Annotated in this window: 15 protein-coding genes and 1 pseudogene; 3 read left to right on the forward strand and 13 right to left on the reverse strand. The window is 66.7% G+C overall.

Annotated features, from left to right (window positions below; all coding sequences use genetic code 11):
* Window positions 1-3: 3 nt before the first annotated feature.
* Window positions 4-687 carry a molybdate ABC transporter permease subunit gene (gene modB, locus AC56LV_RS09805; RefSeq protein WP_258834921.1) on the forward strand — a complete coding sequence of 228 codons (684 nt, stop codon included), beginning with the start codon at window positions 4-6 and terminating at the stop codon, window positions 685-687.
* Window positions 684-1,760 (forward strand): molybdenum ABC transporter ATP-binding protein, encoded by a 1,077-nt coding sequence (gene modC, locus AC56LV_RS09810; protein WP_499557248.1) that lies wholly within the window; start codon window positions 684-686, stop codon window positions 1,758-1,760. Before modB ends, modC begins: the two co-directional genes overlap by 4 nt.
* Window positions 1,761-1,772: 12 nt before the next feature.
* Here modC and AC56LV_RS09815 read toward each other — a convergent pair whose 3' ends face one another.
* The 11 genes from AC56LV_RS09815 to AC56LV_RS09865 form a co-directional block, all read right to left on the reverse strand.
* Complete coding sequence (locus AC56LV_RS09815; protein ID WP_499557250.1) at window positions 1,773-3,668, reverse strand: ATP-binding response regulator; 1,896 nt, start codon at window positions 3,666-3,668, stop codon at window positions 1,773-1,775.
* Window positions 3,665-5,041 (reverse strand): ATP-binding protein, encoded by a 1,377-nt coding sequence (locus AC56LV_RS09820; protein WP_499557252.1) that lies wholly within the window; start codon window positions 5,039-5,041, stop codon window positions 3,665-3,667. Before AC56LV_RS09820 ends, AC56LV_RS09815 begins: the two co-directional genes overlap by 4 nt.
* Window positions 5,038-6,066, reverse strand: coding sequence for an ATP-binding SpoIIE family protein phosphatase (locus tag AC56LV_RS09825; protein ID WP_499557254.1), 1,029 nt, complete (start codon window positions 6,064-6,066; stop codon window positions 5,038-5,040). The genes AC56LV_RS09820 and AC56LV_RS09825 overlap by 4 nt, the downstream gene beginning before the upstream one ends.
* Window positions 6,054-6,521, reverse strand: a complete 468-nt coding sequence (locus AC56LV_RS09830) for an anti-sigma regulatory factor (protein WP_332531010.1) — start codon at window positions 6,519-6,521, stop codon at window positions 6,054-6,056. The genes AC56LV_RS09825 and AC56LV_RS09830 overlap by 13 nt, the downstream gene beginning before the upstream one ends.
* A complete protein-coding gene (locus AC56LV_RS09835; protein ID WP_183555342.1) occupies window positions 6,521-6,877 on the reverse strand; it encodes an STAS domain-containing protein in 357 nt (118 codons plus the stop codon). The genes AC56LV_RS09830 and AC56LV_RS09835 overlap by 1 nt, the downstream gene beginning before the upstream one ends.
* A 10-nt stretch (window positions 6,878-6,887) precedes the next feature.
* Entirely contained in the window at window positions 6,888-7,754 is an 867-nt protein-coding gene (locus AC56LV_RS09840) for an STAS domain-containing protein (RefSeq protein ID WP_183555343.1), read from the reverse strand.
* Between the two features lie 127 nt (window positions 7,755-7,881).
* Entirely contained in the window at window positions 7,882-11,058 is a 3,177-nt protein-coding gene (locus tag AC56LV_RS09845) for an efflux RND transporter permease subunit (protein ID WP_499557256.1), read from the reverse strand.
* Window positions 11,048-12,229, reverse strand: coding sequence for an efflux RND transporter periplasmic adaptor subunit (locus AC56LV_RS09850; RefSeq protein ID WP_499557258.1), 1,182 nt, complete (start codon window positions 12,227-12,229; stop codon window positions 11,048-11,050). Before AC56LV_RS09850 ends, AC56LV_RS09845 begins: the two co-directional genes overlap by 11 nt.
* Window positions 12,226-13,506, reverse strand: coding sequence for a TolC family protein (locus AC56LV_RS09855; RefSeq protein ID WP_499557260.1), 1,281 nt, complete (start codon window positions 13,504-13,506; stop codon window positions 12,226-12,228). Before AC56LV_RS09855 ends, AC56LV_RS09850 begins: the two co-directional genes overlap by 4 nt.
* Before the next feature lie 82 nt (window positions 13,507-13,588).
* Window positions 13,589-13,945, reverse strand: a complete 357-nt coding sequence (locus AC56LV_RS09860) for a cation efflux protein, CzcI family (RefSeq protein ID WP_499557262.1) — start codon at window positions 13,943-13,945, stop codon at window positions 13,589-13,591.
* Window positions 13,946-13,978: 33 nt separating this feature from the next.
* Window positions 13,979-14,923 (reverse strand): LysR family transcriptional regulator, encoded by a 945-nt coding sequence (locus tag AC56LV_RS09865; protein WP_499557264.1) that lies wholly within the window; start codon window positions 14,921-14,923, stop codon window positions 13,979-13,981.
* 100 nt (window positions 14,924-15,023) lie between these two features.
* Between AC56LV_RS09865 and AC56LV_RS09870 the strand changes: the two genes are divergently transcribed.
* Window positions 15,024-15,854, forward strand: a complete 831-nt coding sequence (locus tag AC56LV_RS09870) for an SDR family oxidoreductase (RefSeq protein WP_499557266.1) — start codon at window positions 15,024-15,026, stop codon at window positions 15,852-15,854.
* 16 nt (window positions 15,855-15,870) lie between these two features.
* On the opposite strand, the gene AC56LV_RS09875 is transcribed toward AC56LV_RS09870, so the two are convergent.
* Both AC56LV_RS09875 and AC56LV_RS09880 read right to left on the reverse strand, forming a co-directional pair.
* Window positions 15,871-17,727, reverse strand: a complete 1,857-nt coding sequence (locus AC56LV_RS09875; protein WP_499557268.1) for an ABC transporter ATP-binding protein/permease — start codon at window positions 17,725-17,727, stop codon at window positions 15,871-15,873.
* A gap of 654 nt (window positions 17,728-18,381) precedes the next feature.
* Window positions 18,382-18,804: pseudogene (locus AC56LV_RS09880) on the reverse strand (polyribonucleotide nucleotidyltransferase); the annotation flags it as partial.
* Window positions 18,805-18,969 lie beyond the last annotated feature (165 nt).

Raw genomic sequence — 18,969 nt, forward strand, 5'->3', positions numbered from 1 at the left:
CACATGCTGGACGCGTCCGACTTCGCCGCGATCTGGCTGACGCTCAAGCTCGCGACCCTCGTCACGCTGCTGTTGCTGCTGTTTGGCACGCCGCTGGCATGGTGGCTCGCGCGCACCCGCTCGCGCGCCAAGCGTGTCGTCGGCGCGCTCGTCGCCCTGCCCCTCGTGCTGCCCCCGACCGTGATCGGCTTCTACCTGCTGCTGGCGATGGGGCCGAACGGCCCGCTCGGGCAACTCACCGGCGCACTGGGCCTGGGCACGCTTGCCTTCACCTTCACAGGCCTCGTGATCGCGTCGGTGTTCTATTCGCTGCCGTTCGTCGTGCAACCCCTGCAGAATGCGTTCGAGGCCATCGGTGAACGCCCGCTTGAAGTGGCCGCCACGCTGCGCGCCGGGCCGTGGGACACCTTCTGGTCGGTGGTCGTGCCGCTGGCGCGCCCCGGCTTCGTCACCGGTGCGATCCTCGGCTTTGCGCACACGATCGGCGAATTCGGCGTCGTACTCATGATCGGCGGGAACATCCCCGACAAGACGCGCGTCGTCTCCACCCAGATCTACGACCACGTCGAAGCGATGGAATATGCGCAGGCCCACTGGCTCGCCGGCGGCATGCTGGTGTTCAGCTTTGTTGTGCTGCTCACCTTGTACACGCTGTACCCGCAGTCGATGCGGGGGACGCAGCGATGAAGCCCATCTCGCTCGCATGCCGGATCGACCGCGGCGCGTTCAAGCTCGATGTCGACCTGGCCCTGCCCGGGCGCGGCGTGACCGCGCTGTTCGGCCACTCCGGCTCCGGCAAGACCACGCTGCTGCGCGTGCTGGCGGGCCTGGAACGCGTGGCCGGCGCCCGTGTCGCGCTGGGCGATGAGGTGTGGCAGGACGATGCGCGCAAGGTCTTCGTGCCGACCCACGAACGCGGCATCGGCTACGTGTTCCAGGAAGCGAGCCTGTTCCCGCATCTTTCCGTGCGCGCCAATCTTGAGTTCGGACGCAAGCGCCTCAAGCCCGCCGAGCGCCGCTTCGACCTGATGGCGGTGGCCGAACTGCTCGGCATCGAACGACTGCTCGATGCCAGTCCTGCCACGCTGTCCGGCGGCGAGCGCCAGCGCGCGGCCATCGCGCGCACGCTGCTTGCCTCGCCCCGCCTGCTGTTGATGGACGAGCCGCTCGCCGCGCTCGACATGCGGCGCAAACTCGAGATCCTGCCCTACCTCGAACGCCTGCACGACGAACTGGCGCTGCCGGTCGTGTATGTCAGCCACGCGGCCGACGAAGTGGCGCGCCTGGCCGATCATCTGGTGGTGCTGGAAGAAGGCCGCGTGCTGGCCAGCGGCCCGTTGGCCGCGACGCTCGCGCGGCTGGACCTGGCGGCAAATTTTCAGGACGACGCCGGCGTGATGATCGAGACCACGCTGCAGACCCACGACGCCGATGGCCTGTCGCACCTGGCGTTCGCCGGCGGCGTGCTGCTGGTGGGCCAGCGTAACGCCGGCGTCGGCACCCGTGTGCGCTGCCGCATTCACGCACGCGATGTGAGCCTGGCGCTGGAACGGCCACGCGGCAGCAGCATCACGAACATCCTGCCGGCGCGGGTCGACGCGGTGGGTCCGAGCGGGACGCCCGGCCAGGTGCTGGTGCGCCTGCTGGTCGGTGACACGGCGCTGCTGGCGCGGATCACCGAGCGTTCGCGGCGCGAACTGGCGATCGCGCCGGGATGCTCGTTGTGGGCGCAGGTGAAGGCCGTGGCGCTGCTGGCCTGAGCCTGAACCGGGTTAGCCCCGCAGCGCCGCTTCCAGATCGGACAACTCGGCCGGCTTGACCAGGTGCGCATCGAACCCGGCCTCGTGCGCGCGGCGGCGGTCTTCCGGCGAGCCGTAACCGGTATGCGCCACGAGGCGGATATGCGCTAGTTGCGGATTGCTCTTAATGCGGCGCGCCACCTGATAACCATCCACACCGGGCAAGCCGATATCGAGCACGATCACGTGCGGCTCGTGGCGCGCGGCCAGTTCTTCGATCTCGTTGGCGTCGGCCGTGGTGTGCGCTTCGTAGCCCATCTCGGCCAGCAGGAAGCCCATCATCTCCATCGCATCGACGTTGTCGTCCACCAGCAGCACGCGCATGCCGCTGCTCTGCGACTCCGGTGCGGACGACGGCGCTGAAGCATCATCCGCGCCGGCGCCGACATGCAGCAGCGGCAGGTCGACGGTAAACGTGCTGCCAAGGCCGATGCCTTCGCTGGTCGCCGACAGGTGGCCGCCGTGCAGTTCGAGCAGGTGCGACACCAGCGACAGGCCGATGCCCAGGCCTTCCGGCGCGCGGTCGGGTGGGACCTCGACCTGGGTGAACATGCCGAAGATGCGCGGCAGGTTGTCCCTGGCGATGCCGATGCCGTTGTCACGCACCGAAATGCACACGCGCGCACTGTCGGTAACGCGCACGGCCAGGTGGATTTCGCCACCGGTCGGCGTGAACTTGGCCGCGTTGTGCAGCAGGTTGCCGACCGACTGGGCCAGGCGCACCGGGTCGCCCGAGACCCAGATCTGGTGGTCCGGCTGCTCGACGCTCAGGCGGTGCCTGCGCGCGTTGATCAAAGGCGCCGCCGTCTCGATGGCCTGGGCGATCACGCCCCTGATCTCGACTTCTTCGTTGCGCAGCACGATTTTTCCTTCGGAGATGCGGGCCACGTCGAGCAGGTCGTCCACCAGGTGCGCCAGGTGATCGACCTGGCGCGTGATCACGTCGCGTGCATGCGCCTGGCGCTCGGCGGCCCCTTCGCCGATGGCGCCCAGCAGCGCGGCCGCGTTGCGGATCGGGCTCAGGGGATTGCGCAGCTCGTGCGCCAGCGTCGCCAGGAACTGGTTCTTGTTGCTGTCGGCGGCGCGCAGCAGCGCCTCCATCTCGCGCCGGCCCGTGATGTCGCTGGTCACGCGCGCTACCCGCACCACCTGGCCGCGCGCGTCGCGCACCGGGAACACGCGGTCACGCACCCAGCGCACCTGGCCGTCGGCGCCGGCGATGCGGAACTCGTCGTCGTAGTGGGCTTCGAATGCCACGCGCTCCCAGCGCGCCGCCATGCGCGCGCGGTCGTCCTGGTGCACGGCGGCGAGCCAGTCGTCGGGCTGCTGGCCTAGTGCCTCGGCGCTGCGGCCCCACACGGTGGCATACGCCGGGCTGACATACACGACCTCGCGCGCCGGCACCGAGAACATCCAGAACACGTCGTCGATATTGTCAGTCAGCTGGCGGAAGCGTTCTTCGCTGTCACGCAGGTCGACCTGGATCTGGCGCATGCGCAGCAGCGCGTTGACGTTGGCGATCAGTTCATCGGCCTCGATCGGCGCGGCCAGGTAGTTGTCGGCGCCGCCTTCCAGGCCGCGGATCTTGTCGGCGCGGCCCGTCAGGGCGGCCGACGTCTGCAGCACCAGCACCGTGCTGCTGTCCGATTCGGCCTTGATGCGGCGGCACACTTCGATGCCGTTGATGTCGGGCAGCTTCACGTCGAGCAGCACCAGCGCCGGCAACGTATTGCGCACGATTTCCAGGGCGTCGGTGCCGTTGGCCGCTTCCAGCACCTCGAAGCCGGCGCTTTGCAGGATGCGGGTCTTCGCGTAGCGCGCGCCGTCGTTGTCGTCAACGTTGAGAATCTGGGTCGGATGGGAGTTCATGATCCTGTGGTATCAAATGCCGGTGGCGTCGGCGCCAGGCTGCGCGGCAGGGTCAAGGTGAAGGTGGAACCGACACCGACGGTGCTGGCCACGTCGACCCGCCCGCCAAGCAGTTCGGCCAGCTTGCGGCACAGGGGCAGACCGAGACCGGTGCCCTTGCTGCGCCGCTGCAGCGGATGCTCGATCTGGCTGAATTCTTCAAAAATGAGTTGCAGGTTCTCGTGGCTGATGCCGATGCCGGTATCGGCCACGGCAAATGCAATGGTGTCTGCCTCGGGATCATGCGCGGCAAACACCAGCACCGAGCCCTGCTCGGTGAATTTCAGCGCGTTCGAAATGAAGTTGCGCAGGATCTGCGAGATCTTGCCTTCGTCCGAATACAGTGGCTCGGTCACGCCGGACGGCTCGAACACCAGTTCGACGCGCGCCTCGTCCACCAGCGGGCGCAGCATGCCCTTGAGCGCGCGGAACAGGTTCTCGACCACGACCGGTTCGACCTGTACCTGTACGCGCCCCGCTTCGATCTTGGCCAGGTCGAGCAAGTCATTCACCAGCTCGGACAAATCGTTGGCCGCGGTGGCGATGAAGCTCACCTGGCGCTCCTGCTCTTCGGTCAGGTCGCCATCCATCCGGTTGAGCAGCAACTGGGCCAGCGCGCGGATCGACGACAGCGGCGTGCGCAGTTCGTGGCTCGTGTTGGACAAGAAGCGCGACTTCATCTCGTCGGCGCGGCGCAGGCGCTCGGCCTTGTCCTCGATCTCGGCATACAGCGCCACGATGCCGCGGTTGGTGTCCTCCAGCTCGCGCGTGAGCGACATCAGGTCTTCCTGGCGTTCGCGCAGCTCGGCCAGTGTCGACAGCAGCTCCTGGTTCTGCATCTGCAGCTCGTGCAGGGGACTGGCGTCCGGGCTGTCGGCCAGGCGCGCGCCGATTTCAGCCAGCCGCGCCGGCGTGATGTGCTCGTGCGCCGGCAGCGCCTTGCGCACCGTGACGTTGGCCGCGCCGGTTTCGCCGGGGTCGACTTCGCACGCGTCCATCAGGCGATGCGCGGTGACGATCGCCAGTTCGCGCAGCGACTCGGGACCTGTTTCGCCGAACGTCGGGTCGCTCGAGCGGCCATTGCGCGGCCGCCCGGCGCTGACCAGGACTTCGAGATGCTGGCGCCCGTCGCGTTCGCACAGCTGGAACACGGCGCGCCCGCCGGGGCCCTGGTAGCTGGCGCCGCGCGCCACCTCGGACACCGCCGTGCCGACCCGCACCTGGTCCTGCTGCGACAATCCCAGCATGGCCGAGATCTGGCGCGCACGCTGGCGTACCAGCACCACATCCTGCTCGCTGTCCAGGCCGACGCTGAGGATGCGCAGGGATGTCATGCGAGGCCTGCTACCCGGCGCACGACAACGACCATCGCGTCGTCGCGGCCACGAATGAAGTCGCGCATCAGAACCGCGGCGATCAGCGCCGGCGCGCGCCCGTGCAGGCCCGGATACTTGTGCAGATCCCACTGGGTCTGGATGCCGTCCGAGCACAGGATGCACAGCGCGCCGGGCGGGAACGGCACCGGGAACTCCTGCACCTTGCGCATATTGGCGCCGACGATGCCGTTGTGCGACACCAGCGCGCGCCGGTCGTCGTCGATCACGACGCCAGCGATATTGCCCACACCGGCGAAACTCAGTTCGTCCTTGTAGAAATCGATACGCGCCGCCGCGAGGGCCGCGCCGCGCGTACCGCGCAATGCTTCGTGCGCCGCGTGCACCATCTCGCCTGCGCCGACCGGGCCGCGCTGGGCCAGCGCATCGATCGCCGCATTCGTGGCTGCCGCCGCATTCGGGCCGTGGCCCAGGCCATCGCATGCCAGGATGGTGGCGCCATCGTCGCCGCACGAGACGGCCCAGCCGTCGCCGCATTCGTCTTCGCCGGCGATCGGCGCCCACAGTGCGCCCACCTCCACGCCGCTAGGGTGCGGGGCCGGCTCGTCGCGCCACAGGCGCATGAAGAATGCAGTACCCTCGCCGCGCCGCGTGTAGACGTCGAATTCGTCGGACAGGCGCAGCAGCGCGCCCAGGCCCGTGCCCGCGGTGCCGGCGCTCGAGACGCCATCGAGGAGGCAGTTGTCGATGTCGGCGATGCCGGGACCCTTGTCGAGCGCCAGCACATCGACGCCGATACCGGCCGGCGACTGCGCCGGACCGACGTGCATCGCGCCTTCGCCGGCGTGCTTGAGGATGTTGGTGGCCGCTTCGGTGATGATCAGGGCCAGCTGGCCGGCCTTGACTTCATTGAAGCCCAGCGAGTCGGCCACCTTCTGGCCGGCGCGGCGCACGGCCGCGACATCGCTGGCATGGGTAAGGGTGAAGACGAAGTGCGACGACTGAGAACTGATCAGCGTTTCCATTTGATAATCAGCACCGCGGTGCCCTCCTTCGGACGGCTGTCGATGTCGAACTCGTCGACCAGCCGCTTGGAGCCGCCCAGGCCGAGGCCCAGGCCGCCGCCAGTGGTGAAACCGTCACGCAGTGCGCTCTCGATATTCGGGATGCCCTGGCCGGCGTCGACGAACAACAGCCCGATGCCAAGGCGCGCGCCGTCGTCGAAGGCATCGAGATGCACCTCGCCGCCGCCGCCGTATTTGATGGTATTGCGTGCGAGTTCACTGGCCGCCGTCACCAGCTTGGTCTGGTCGACCAGCGAGAGACCGATCGCCACTGCGCGTTCGCGCACCTGCTTGCGCACGCCCACCACGTCTTCATCCGAGCGCAGGCGCAAGGTCACGCGGCCGGTACGCTGCGCGCGGCGATGCTCCAGCAGCGGTGTCTCGAACAGCACCGTCTGGGTTTGCGCGTCGACCATTACCGATAGCTCTTTCCGAGCAGGGCCATGCCCTTCTCGACATTGAGCGCCGTCTGAACGCCATGCAGAGTCAATCCGAGTTCGACGAGCGTGATCGCCACCGCCGGTTGCATGCCCACCACCACGGTGCGTGCGTCGAGCACGCGCGCCATGGCGGCGGTGTTGCTGATCATGCGGCCGATGAAGGAGTCGACCAGGTCGAGCGCCGAGATGTCAATCAGGACGCCCTTGGCGCTGTCGCTGACGATGCGCTGGGTCAGGTCGTCCTGCAGTTGCATCGCCAGGCGGTCATGCATGTCGACCTGGATCGTCACCAGCAACAGGTCGCCCATGCGCAGGATCGGGATACGTTCCATAGCAATCGCCTCAGGCTGCGTTCTTGATCATGATCGACGCGCCGGTGCGCTCGAGCGCGACCAGGAAGGCGTCGGCCAGCGTGGCCTTGGTGATCACGTCTTCCAGGTTCACGCCCAGGTGCACGATGGTTTGCGCGATCTGTGGCCGGATGCCGCTGATGATGCAGTCGGCGCCCATCAGGCGCGCGGCCGCGATGGTCTTCATCAGGTGCTGGGCGACGAGCGTGTCGACGGTCGGCACGCCGGTGATGTCGATGATCGCGATGATGGCGCCCGTGTCGACGATCTTTTGCAGGATGTTTTCCATCACCACCTGGGTGCGGGCCGAATCGAGGGTGCCGATCAGCGGCAGCGCCAGGATGCCGTTCCACAGCTTGACCACGGGCGTGGACAGCTCGAGCAGCTCTTGCTGCTGGCGCACGATGATCTGGTCTTTCGTCTTCTGGAAGACTTCGATCGTGTACAGGCCCAGCTTGTCGATCAGCGTGTTGACGGTCCAGGAGGCGATCGCCAGGCCATCGGCATCGGTCTCGAACACGTCGCGCAGGCGCGCGAACAGCGGCTGCTTGAGCGAGAACACGAGCGTTGCCGTTTCGGCCGGGGTGGAGCCGGCCTTGGCGCGGGTGGCCGAGATTTCGCTGAGCAGGTCGCGCACTTCGTCCCACGAGCGGTGCTCGATGTTCTCGAGTTCACCGCTGCGGGTCGCGACAGCGAACGCCTTGAGCAGCTGCTGGCAATGGGCGCGCAACTGCTCGCGCGCCGCGCCGCTGCTGCGCACCGTGATCGACTCCAGCTGGGCGAGCCATTCTGCGCCAATCCCTGATTCTTCTGCAAGAATCGCCTGGCTGATCCGGTCCGCATAATCGTTCATGCTCATCTGTCGTGTCCTCAAATAGTAGGTGGCGCCGCACAATGCCCCGCTGATTTCGGGCTGGTGTGGCAGAGTGCTGGTAAAAATCCAACTATACCATTTTCGATGTAGACAATCCGCGTTGTTCTGTTGGCTAGAGGATATTTTTGCGCATCCCGCGCACTCTTGCGCGATGTGCCCATTCGTACAGCACGGGCAGCAATAACAGGGTCAGCACGGTCGACGACAGGACCCCGCCGATGACCACCGTGGCCAGCGGGCGCTGGACCTCGGCGCCGGTGCCTGTCGCCAGCGCCATTGGCACGAAGCCGAGCGACGCTACCAGCGCCGTCATCAGCACCGGCCGCAGTCGCGCCAGCGCGCCATCGCGCACCGCCTCGGGTAGCACCATCCCCTCTTCGCGCAGGCTGCGGATGAACGCGATCAGCACCAGGCCATTGAGCACCGCCACACCGGAGAGCGCGATGAAGCCCACCGCCGCCGACATCGACAGCGGAATGCCGCGCGCCCACAGCGCGGCCACGCCGCCGGCCAGCGCGAACGGAATCCCGGTAAACACCAGCAGGCCGTCGCGCAGGTTGTTGAAGACCAGGTACAGCAGCACGAACACCAGCAGCAGCGAGGCCGGCACGATCAGGCGCAGGCGCTCGGCGGCGGCCGTCAGGTGCTCGAACTGGCCGCCCCAGGCCGTCCAGTAGCCGGGCGCAATGCGCACATCCTGCGCAATGCGCGCCTGCGCTGCCGCGACGAACGAGCCGATGTCGCGCCCGCGCACGTTGGCGGTAATGACCACACGGCGCTTGCCTTCTTCGCGACTGAGCTGGTTCGGGCCCGGCGCGACGTCGAAGGTGGCGATTTCGCCCAGCGTGATGAAGCTGTGCCCTCCCTCCTTCGTGCCAGGCAAGGCCACCGGCAGCCGGCGCAGGGCGTCGATGTCGGCGCGCAGGTCTTCCGGCAGGCGCACGACGATGTCGAAGCGGCGGTCGCCCTCGAACAGGGTGCCGGCCACGCGCCCGGCGGTGGCGGTCGCGATCATTTCCTGCACGTCGCCGATGTTCAGGCCCATGCGCGCGGCGCGTTCGCGGTCGACCCGGATCTGCAGAATCGGCAGGCCCGACGTCGCCTCGACCTGGACCTCGCTCGCACCGGGCACCGCGCGCAGGCTGGCCGCGATCTGGCCGGCGGTTGCTTCCAGCACGGCCAGGTCGTCGCCGAACAGCTTGACGGCGACGTCGCTGCGCACGCCCGAGATCAGCTCATTCACGCGCAACTGGATAGGCTGGCTGAATTCGTAGCTGTTGCCGGGCAGGCGTTCGAGCGCCGTGCGGATCGCGCCTTGTACGGCGGCGCGCGAACGCCTCGGCTTGGGCCACGCGGATTCGGGCTTGAAGATGATGAAGCTGTCGGCCACGCTCGGCGGCATCGGGTCGGACGCGATTTCGGCTGTGCCGATGCGGGCGAACACGCGCGCGATCTCGGGCACCTCGCGCATCAGCGTCGTCTCGATCTGCTGCTGCATCTTCACCGACTGGGTCAGGCTCGTGCCCGGCACACGCACCGTCAGCACGGCCATGTCGCCTTCGTCCAGATTGGGCGCAAATTCGGTGCCCAGGCGCGTGGCCATCAGCACCGCCAGCGCGATCACCAGGCCGGCAAACACCAGCACCACGGCGCGGTTGGCCAGCGCGTAGTCGAGCGCCGGCGCGTACCAGCGGCGCGCGGCGAGCATGACGCGGCTGTCCTTTTCGGCGACCTTGCGGCCGATGAACAGCGCCACGGCGGCCGGCACGAACGTCACCGACAGGATCATCGCGCCCAGCAGCGCGAACACCACCGTGAACGCCATCGGATGGAACATCTTGCCCTCGATGCCGGTGAGCGCAAAGATCGGCAGGTACACGATCATGATGATCAACTGCCCGTAGATCAGGGGCCGCCTGGCTTCGCGCGCGGCGGCGAAGACTTCGGCAAAGCGCTCTTCGCGGCTCAGGAGGCGCCCGAGCCGGTGCTGGGCGCCGGCCAGCCGGCGCACGCAGTTCTCGACAATGACGACGGCGCCGTCGACGATGATGCCAAAGTCCAGCGCGCCCAGGCTGAGCAGGTTGGCGCTGACACCGCCGGCCACCATGCCGGAGAACGTAAACAGCATCGCCAGCGGAATGACCAGCGCGGTCAGCAGCGCCGCGCGCAGGTTACCCAGAAAGAAAAACAGCACCGCAATGACGAGAATCGCGCCCTCGACGAGGTTCTTGCGTACAGTGGCAATCGCCTTTTCGACCAGCACCGTGCGGTCGTAGACCGTGACCGCCTTGACGCCCTTGGGCAGGCTGCGGTTGATCTCGAGCATGCGCGCATCGACCGCCTGCGCGACCTTGCGGCTGTTCTCGCCGATCAGCATGACGACGGTGCCCAGCACCACCTCGACGCCGTTCTCCGTCGCCGCGCCGGTGCGCAGCTCGCGCCCGATGCCCACTTCGGCGACGTCGCGCACGCGCACGGGAATCCCGTTGACGCTGGTGACGACGATATTGCCGATGTCGTCGATCGACGCGGCCTGGCCCGGCGCGCGCACCAGGTACTGCTCGCCCTCGCGCTCGATGTAGCCGGCGCCGACATTGCTGTTATTGCGCTCGAGCGCGTGCACGATGTCGATCAGTTCCAGTCCGTACGACGACAGTGTGGCCGTGTTCGGGGCCACCAGGTATTCCTTGTCGAAGCCGCCGATGGAGTTGATGTCCGTGACGCCCGGCACCGTGCGCAGTTGCGGCTTGATGATCCAGTCCTGGATCTCGCGCAGGTCGGTCGGCGTGTACGGCGTGCCATCGGGCTTCTTCGCCCCCGGCTCGCTCTCGACCGTCCACTGGTAGATTTCACTCAGGCCCGTGGCGATCGGGCCCAGCGCCGGCACCACGCCGGCCGGCAGGTTTTCGCGCGCATCCTGCAGGCGCTGGCTCACGAGCTGGCGCGCGAAGTGGATGTCGGTGCCCTCGTCAAACACCACCGTCACCTGCGACAGGCCGTAGCGCGACAGCGAGCGGTAGGTTTCCAGATGCGGCAGCCCGGCCAGCACCGCCTCGACCGGGTAGGTGATGCGCTGCTCGACCTCGAGCGGCGAGTAGCCTGGCGCGGCCGTGTTGATCTGCACCTGGACGTTGGTCACGTCGGGCACGGCGTCGATCGGCAGGCGGCCATAGTTATAGATGCCGATGGCGGCCATCGCCAGCACGGCCAGCAGCACCAGCCAGCGGCGCGCGATACTGAGCGCAATGAGACGGTCGAACCAGGTAGCGGCTTGCAGGTCAGTGCTCATGGCTGGCCTCGCCCTTGCCCTGTTCGGCCTTGACCGTGAAGCTGCCGCCGGCGGCGTAAGCGTCACCCGCGCTCAGGCCCGCGGTGATCTCGGTGAAGCGGCCATCCGAGCGCCCCGTGCTGACGGGTTGCGCGACGAAGCCTTCCTTGACGCGCTTGTAGACCACCTGGCGCGCATCGAGCGTCTGGATTGCTTCGCGCGCGACGGCCACCGGCACGTCGCTCGAACCGGTGACGATGTCGACGTTCACGGCCAGGCCAGGCCGCCAGGCGGCGCCCGGATTGGCCAGCACCACGCGCGCCTTGGCCGAGCGCGACGCCTCACCCACCAGCGAGCTGACAAAACTGACCTTGCCGGGCGCCGTCGTGCTTGATGCGATCGAGCGGATCACGGCGCTCGTGCCGACGCGGACGATGTCCAGGTCGCGCGCCGGCACCACCACGTCGGCCCACACGGTCGACAGGTCGGTCAGCGTGAACACGCGCGTATCCGCGCCCACCACTTCGCCCAGCGTGATGTGCTTTTCGACGATGATGCCGTCGAACGGGGCGCGGATGGCGAGCAGGTTCGAGCCACCGCCACCGGCGGCGCCCAGCGCCTGCAACTGCTGGCGGACGGTGTCGCGCGCGACTTCGGCCTCGACCAGTTCCTGCTCGGCTTTCAGCAGATCCTGGCGCGCCGTGATCTTTTCTTCCCACAGCGTGCGCTCGGTCGCAACAATCCTGCGCGCGTAGTCGACGCGCTTCTGCGCCGCCGTCAGCGCGCCGCGCTGGCCGGCGATGTCGGCGCTGGCGATGCTGGCCAGTACCTGGTCCTTGCGCACCTGCTGGCCCAGGTCGGCGCTGACATCGCGCACCGAACCGGCCGCGCGCGGCGTGACGTGGGCGGTGCGGTCTTCGTTCAGCGCGATCTGGCCCGGCATGCGGATGAAGGTGTCCAGGTGCTTCGGGCCGGCCGTGGCGAGCGTGATGCCGGCCACCGTGATCTGGTTCGGTGTGAAGTGAATGACGCCGTCGTCGGCGTGCGCTTCTTCTTTTTCCCCGGCGTGTTCGGTGTGCTCGTCATGCTCGTCGCCTGCCGGCTGCGCGCGGTCGCGCAGCATGACAAAGGCGGCCAGCGCCAGCGCGACGGCCAGCATGATGACGATGATGCGGGTTTGCTGCTTGTTCATGGGTTCTCCTGCACGGCTGCCTGTCCCAGCAGACGTGCGATATCGGCCTGCGCGCGATGGCTCTCGGCGACGGCATTGAGGTATTGGTAGGTAGATTGCGCCAGCACGCGCTGGGCATCGAGCACGTCGATCAGGCCGAACTTGCCAAGCTCGAAGCCGCGGCTGGCGGCGCGCTGCGCGTCCTGTGCCCCCGGCAGGATATCGGTCGCGATCAGCGCGCATTCGGCCAGCGCCGTGCCAAGTCGCGCATGGGCCTGGCCCAGTTCGGCGCGCAGGCGGGTGGCTTGCGCCTCCTGTTCGTCCTGCGCCTTGTCGACGCGGCGCAGCGCATCGAGGACGGCGCCGTCGTTGCGATTGAACAGCGGCAGCGGCACCGACAGGCCCAGCACGGTACGGTTGCGGGCATCCGGCCCTTCGCGCTGGGCGCCGACGATCACGCTCACGTCCGGCGTGCGGCGCGCCTGTTCGAGCCGGGCCAGCGCCTGACGATGCTTCAGGTGCGCGCCAGCCTGGCGCATGCCGGGTGCGGCATCCAGTTGCGCCAGCAACCGGTCGAGCGGCGGCAACGTGGGCAGCGTGACCGCGTCCGGTTCGACGACCACGAGCCCGCGCGCGTCGCCCGCCCACAGCGCGGCGAGCTGGATCCGCGCGGCCTCCAGCGCGCGCGCCGCCTGCAGCGCCTCGATGCGCGCTCCCCCCTGCGCCACGCGGGCGAGGGTCTGCTCGACGGGCGACAGGGTGCCGGCATCGACCCGCTTGCCGGCCGCATCCAGCGCGCGGCCCGCGAGATGTACCAGTTCCTGCGCCATGCGTTCGCGGGCCAGCGCGGCCGCGACGTCATGGAACGCGGCAATGACGTCGGCGCGCACGCGCGCCTGCTCGGCGTTCAGCGCCAGCGTCGCCAGCTGGCCTTCCTGGCGCGCCGCATCGATGCGCGCGGCGCGCTTGCCGCCCAGCTCCACCGGAATGGTCAACAGCGCCGTGGTCGTGCGGTTGTCGCCCCGCGTGCCCTCGCGCAGCAGCTCGAGTTCGGGATTGGGGCGCGCCCCGGCCTGGGCCAGTGCGCCCTGTTGCGCCGCGACCTCTTGGCCGGCCGCGCGCAGCGTCGGATTCAAACGCAGGGCCAGCGCGATGGCGGCGTCGAGCGTCAGGGGCTGCGTGGGGGTGGCCACGGCAGCGGCCATTGGCGCAGCCTGGGCTGCCGGTGGCAGGCCAATGCAGGCCAGCGCGCACGCCATGGCGAACGCCGCCAGCGGCGGTGTCAAACGGTGTTTCATGATGGTGCTCCGAACGGGTGAATGTCCGGCGAAGGCAATCGGGCGGCCGCGCTTGGCGGGCCGGCGATGGAGATTCGCCGCGCTAGATGCGCAGCAGGCGGTCGGGTGGCGGAATCAGGTCGGGCACGTGCGAGACGTAGCGCCGTGTTTCGCCGCGCAGGTGCGGCGCCCCCTTGGGCAGGGGCAGATTGGGTTGTGACGACAGGACTGCGCTGGCCGACAGATGGTGGCAGGCGTCGCAGTCGTTGCAGGGGTCGGCCGGGCTGGCGTCGTCCTGGCTTGAAGTCGATGACGAGCTCGCGGTCGAGGATGAATGCTTGTGGGTGTGGTGACCCGGGTGCATGGTCTTTTCATTGTGCGTGCAATAGGCAGCACCCGCCGCCCAGGCGGCCTGGAAAGGCATGGCGAACAGCAGCAGGATAAGGAAAAGACGGCGCATTGGTGTATTAAATACCCTGTAGCCGCTGGAGGGTCAAGCACTATCGACGGCCCGGCGTCTGCCGTCCCGTTTTTGGCCCGCTTCCGGCTGGAAGACTTCCTGCAGCACATCGATGAAGGCACGCAATGCAGCAGGCACATGGCGGTGGCCGGGATAGTACAAGGCCAGCTCGCTCGACGGTGCACACCAGTCTTGCAGCAGGGGCACCAGGCGACCGGCGGCCAGATGGTCGCGCGCGCTGGTGTCCGGCACGTAGGCGATGCCCTGCCCGGCCAGCGCGGCGTCGACCATCAGGCCGACCTGGTTCAGGATGAGAATGCCCGGCACGTCGAGCGCCATCGCCTGGCCGTGGCGCGTGAACTCCCAGCGGTAGATCTTCCCGCTTTGCATGCGCATGCGGATGCAGCGGTGGCGGAGCAGGTCGTCCGGGACGACCGGGATACCATGCTCCTTCAGGTAGGCGGGCGAGGCCATCGGCATGAAACGCACCGGCGCACCGAAGCGCGCCATGTGCATGTCCTGCGGCACCGCCTCGGCCAGGCGCACGCCGGCATCGAAGCCGCCGGCGACGATGTCCACCAGGCCGTTGTCGACGAACAGGTCGAGTGCAACGGCCGGGTAGCGCGCCAGGAACACGGGCACCGCATGCTGCAGCAGCCAGTGCGCGGTCGGCTCGGCCGTGTTGATGCGCAGCAGGCCGCCCGGCTGCTGACCGACACCGTTGACGGCCTCGCAGGCCGCGCCCAGTTCGCGCAGGATCGGCTCGATGCGGCGCAGGAACCCCTCGCCCGCCTCGGTCGGCGCGACACTGCGCGTGGTGCGGTGAAGCAGGCGCACGCCGAGTTTTTCTTCCATCACGCGCATCATGTGGCTCAGCGTCGACGGCGATACGCCCAGTTCATCGGCTGCCTTGCGAAAGCTGCGGCGGTTGGCAATGGCGACAAAGGCGCGCAGATCATCGAGGTCGGGCTGAGGCATTACTGGCAATCCTTCATGAATGCATGCGAGATTCATCCGATGATAGCAGCAGATTAGTTCGCTATCGTGGTGGCTCCATTTATCCTGACAGGAGAACAGCATGCAACGCACCTGGTTCATCACCGGCACGTCCAGCGGCTTTGGCCGCATCATGACCGAACAACTGCTGGCGCGCGGCGACCGCGTCGCGGCCACGCTGCGTACGCCTTCAGCGCTCGCCGACCTGCAGGCGCGCTATCCGGGGCAACTCTGGGTGGCCCAATTGGATGTCACTGACGATGCGGCGATCGATGCCGTGCTGGCCCGCGCCTTCACCGAGCTGGGACGGATCGACGTCATCGTCAGCAACGCTGCCTACGGCCTGTTCGGCGCGGCCGAAGAACTCACCGGCGCACAGGTACGGCGCCAGCTCGACACCAACCTGCTCGGCGCGATCCAGCTCATCCGCAGCGCCCTGCCCTGGCTGCGCAGGCAGGGCGGTGGCCGCGTGATCCAGGTGTCATCCGAGGGCGGGCAGATCGCCTACCCGAACTTCAGCGTGTATCACGCGACCAAGTGGGGCATCGAAGGTTTCGTCGAAGCGGTCGCGCAAGAGGTCGCGCCATTCGGCATCGAATTCACACTGGCCGAGCCAGGACCGACGCCCACCAATTTTGCCGCTGGAATGGATACCGCGCCGGCCATGGCGGACTACGACACAACGCCATCGGGCGCGGTGCGGCGCGCGCTGGCCGACGGCAGTTTCCGGTTGAGCGGCGATCCGGTGCAGATGGTGCGATCCATGATCGACTCGGCCGACCAGTCGCCGGCGCCGCGCCGCATCGCGCTGGGGTCGACCGCCTACCGGTCAATTCACGCCGCGCTGACGGACCGGTTGGCCAGGCTCGAAGCGCAACAGGACATCGCATTGAACGCGGACCTGACAACGTGAAGAACGCTTTGCCGGATTAATCCACCAGCAGGCTGGCGCGAGGCTGGGGTGCCGCCTGGGCTTCCTGCGCACCGCTGCGCGCAGGCACCGGCACATCGAACTGGTAATCGGCCGCCGCATGCACTTCCCAGCCGCCGTCGCCCGTCAGCCACAAGACGTGCGTATGGTGGCGCAGCACGCCGGCGCGGTGCGCTACGCTCACCAGCGTCGTGCCCTTGTCGCGCAGGCGCTTGTACAGCGACGATTCGTTGGCACTGTCGAGCGCGCTGGTGGCTTCGTCCAGGATCACGATGGCCGGCTCGTGCACCAGCACGCGGCCAAATGCCAGGCGCTGCTGCTCGCCGATCGACAGCAGCTTTTCCCAGTCGAGCGTAGCGTCCAGGCCTCCGACGCGCTCGGCCAGATACGGCAGGTGCACTTGCTCGAGTATGGCAGTCAACTGCTCGTCGCTCAGCGACGTGCGGGTGCTTGGATAGATGAGCTGGCTGCGCAACGTGCCTGGCTGCAGATACGGCTGTTGAGGCAGGAAGAAGAAATCCTCGCGCGGCGGATGATGAATCACCCCACTGCCCTTGTGCCACAGCCCGGCAATGGCGCGTAGCAGCGAACTCTTGCCACAGCCGCTGTCGCCGTTGATCAGCAGTGCGTCGCCCGGCTTCAGCGACAGCGTCAGATCCTTGATCAGCACGCGGTCGGACTGCGGCGGGCACAGGGTCAGCGACTCGAGCGCGAGGCGGTCGCCAGGCGTGCGCGTGATGCGCGCCTGCATGTCGCACGGGTTGCCGGCCGGCGGCTCGGGCATTACGTGCATGGACAAGGTCTGCAGGCGGCCAATGCCGGCGACGAAGCGACTCAGGCTTTCGAAGTTGTCGACGATGACGCCCACTGCCGTCAGCACCGCCGTGAAGGCGCCAGCTGCCTGCACCGCGCGTCCCACTTCGAGCTCGCCCGACAGGACGGCATCGGCCAGGATCACGAACGGCAGCACCAGCGTGAGCTGGCTGAAGGTGCGCTGGAACAGGTTCAATGCGCGCTGCTTCTTGATCAGGCGCGAGAAATTATGGATGACCTTGTTGAACTTGCTGTCGATGTGCGCGCGCTCCTGCGCTTCGCCGCCATAGAAGGCGATCGACTCGGCATTCTCGCGCAGCCGGATCAGGCTGAAACGAAAATCGGCTTCGCGCCGCAACTGCCAGAAATTCAGGTGAATGAGCGGATTGCCGAAGACGAGCAGCGCGATCATGGTGCCCAGCACAGCGTAAGTCACCAGGACGCCAACGAGCACATGCGAGATCGACCACAGCACGGCGCTGAACGCCACCAGTTGCATCAGCGACCCGAGGAAGATCAGCATGAAGTGCACGGAGCGCCCGGTGAACGTGTTCACATCCTCGCAGATACGCTGGTCGGGATTGTCGATTTCCTGGTTCGAACCCAGCTCGTAGTATTTGCGACCGCCCACGTAACCATCAAGGAAGCGCCGGGTCAGCCAGCGGCGCCATTTGTTCGCGAACAGATCGCGCATGTAGTAGTAGAACGCGTAGATCGGCACGGCGAACGCGAGCACGATCAGGCAGGCCTGGACCGCGCCCCAGAAGCGGTTGCGGTCCTTGCCAGCCAGCGCCGAGGTCAGCTCACCGGCCTGGTCATTGAGCATCACGGCGAGCTTGGTTTCCACCAGCATCAGCACGATCAGCAACGCCAGCAGCAGCCATGCCCGCTTGCGCTCGTCACCCAGCCAGTACGGCTTGGCGACGCTGACGAACTGCTTCCATGCCGCCACCGACAAGGGCGGGCCTCTGCGCTTTTTCTTCGTGTTGCCAGGAATGTCGCGCGGCGTTCCCTCGTCAAGCGTCTGTGTATGGTCCGTCATGATTCTGCAATGCCTGTTCCCGGCGCGTCCGACCACGAAAACGCGTCCGGTGGTACGTTGATTCGTGCTTGCATCGGCAGCGGTGATCGCCGATGTCTGCAAACCTGCGAACTGTATTTACCCAGTTCACGTACGCAGCATACGGTCGTGTCACCGAATGATCCGTGCGGAAACAGACATAGCAACACTATCTTGAGGGAATTCTTACAGGAAGCACGATCAAAGGCGGCGAGCCGATCGACGGGCGTGCCATCAGTGGGCTTCCAGCAGGGTCAGGTCAGGAAACTGCCTCGCACGGTAGCGGACCGGGTAGGTGTCGGGTCACGGTGTCATCAGGTGCCCGGCCACCGCGCTCACCGTATCCCAGTCATACGTGGCTGCACGCTGCGCCTCTCCCTGCTCTTTGAAGCGTACCAAGGCAATCCTGTCTGATCTGGGCAGGAGCGCATCCACATCCTCTGACCATGTACAGAGGCTGAATTCTTGGCGCGCATGGTTGTCTTGTGCAAGCAAGAAGCTTGCGACAAACAAGTCGAAGTCGTGTTTTTCGTTCAGATCGTCGAAAAGTGGTTTCTAGTCCGCATAGTCTTCGGCCAGATCACGCTGGCTCAATTGGGCCATGCCGCGTGCAACTTCCTGGTCTTCAGGCGTGTAGGTTTGTGCGCTTATCACGGCGCCGCCCTTGCCGATGACTTCACAAATCTTTCCTGGATTGACGCGGATGGTGATCAGGCGTGGCGCGAAGTCTGACAGTTCGGTCCTCACGATTGGCATGGCCTTCTGCATTTCGCCCCGGATGTGGTGATGGCCATCTTTGGCTTGCCCCAGTGCCATCTGCATGATTTCGTTAGTGATGCCATGGATCTTGGTTTTCATCTGCAGCGGTGATACCTGCCGCGTCACCGGCCACCTTGAAGTCCATGTCGCGCAGGTGATCTTCATCGCCCAGGATGTCCGACAGCACGGCGAACTTTCCGCCTCATTGATCAGGCCCGTGGCGATGCTAGCCACCTACGATTTAATCGGCACGCCGGCGTCCATCAGTGCCAAGCAGCCGCCGCAGATTGAGGCCCTCGAGACACAACTAGTAGCATATAACAAAACAATGGAAAAGGCAGGGTAGCAATCCTCAACAAGAGACGGCCTATCCAAATAGGGACACTAATTAAAATTTCTATTCTTCATAACGTATCTCAGTGTTTGCGCAAGCCCCTGCAGACGAATAAAAAAAGAAATCTTGAG

The sequence above is a fragment of the Telluria sp. RB2R28 genome (assembly GCF_059685835.1).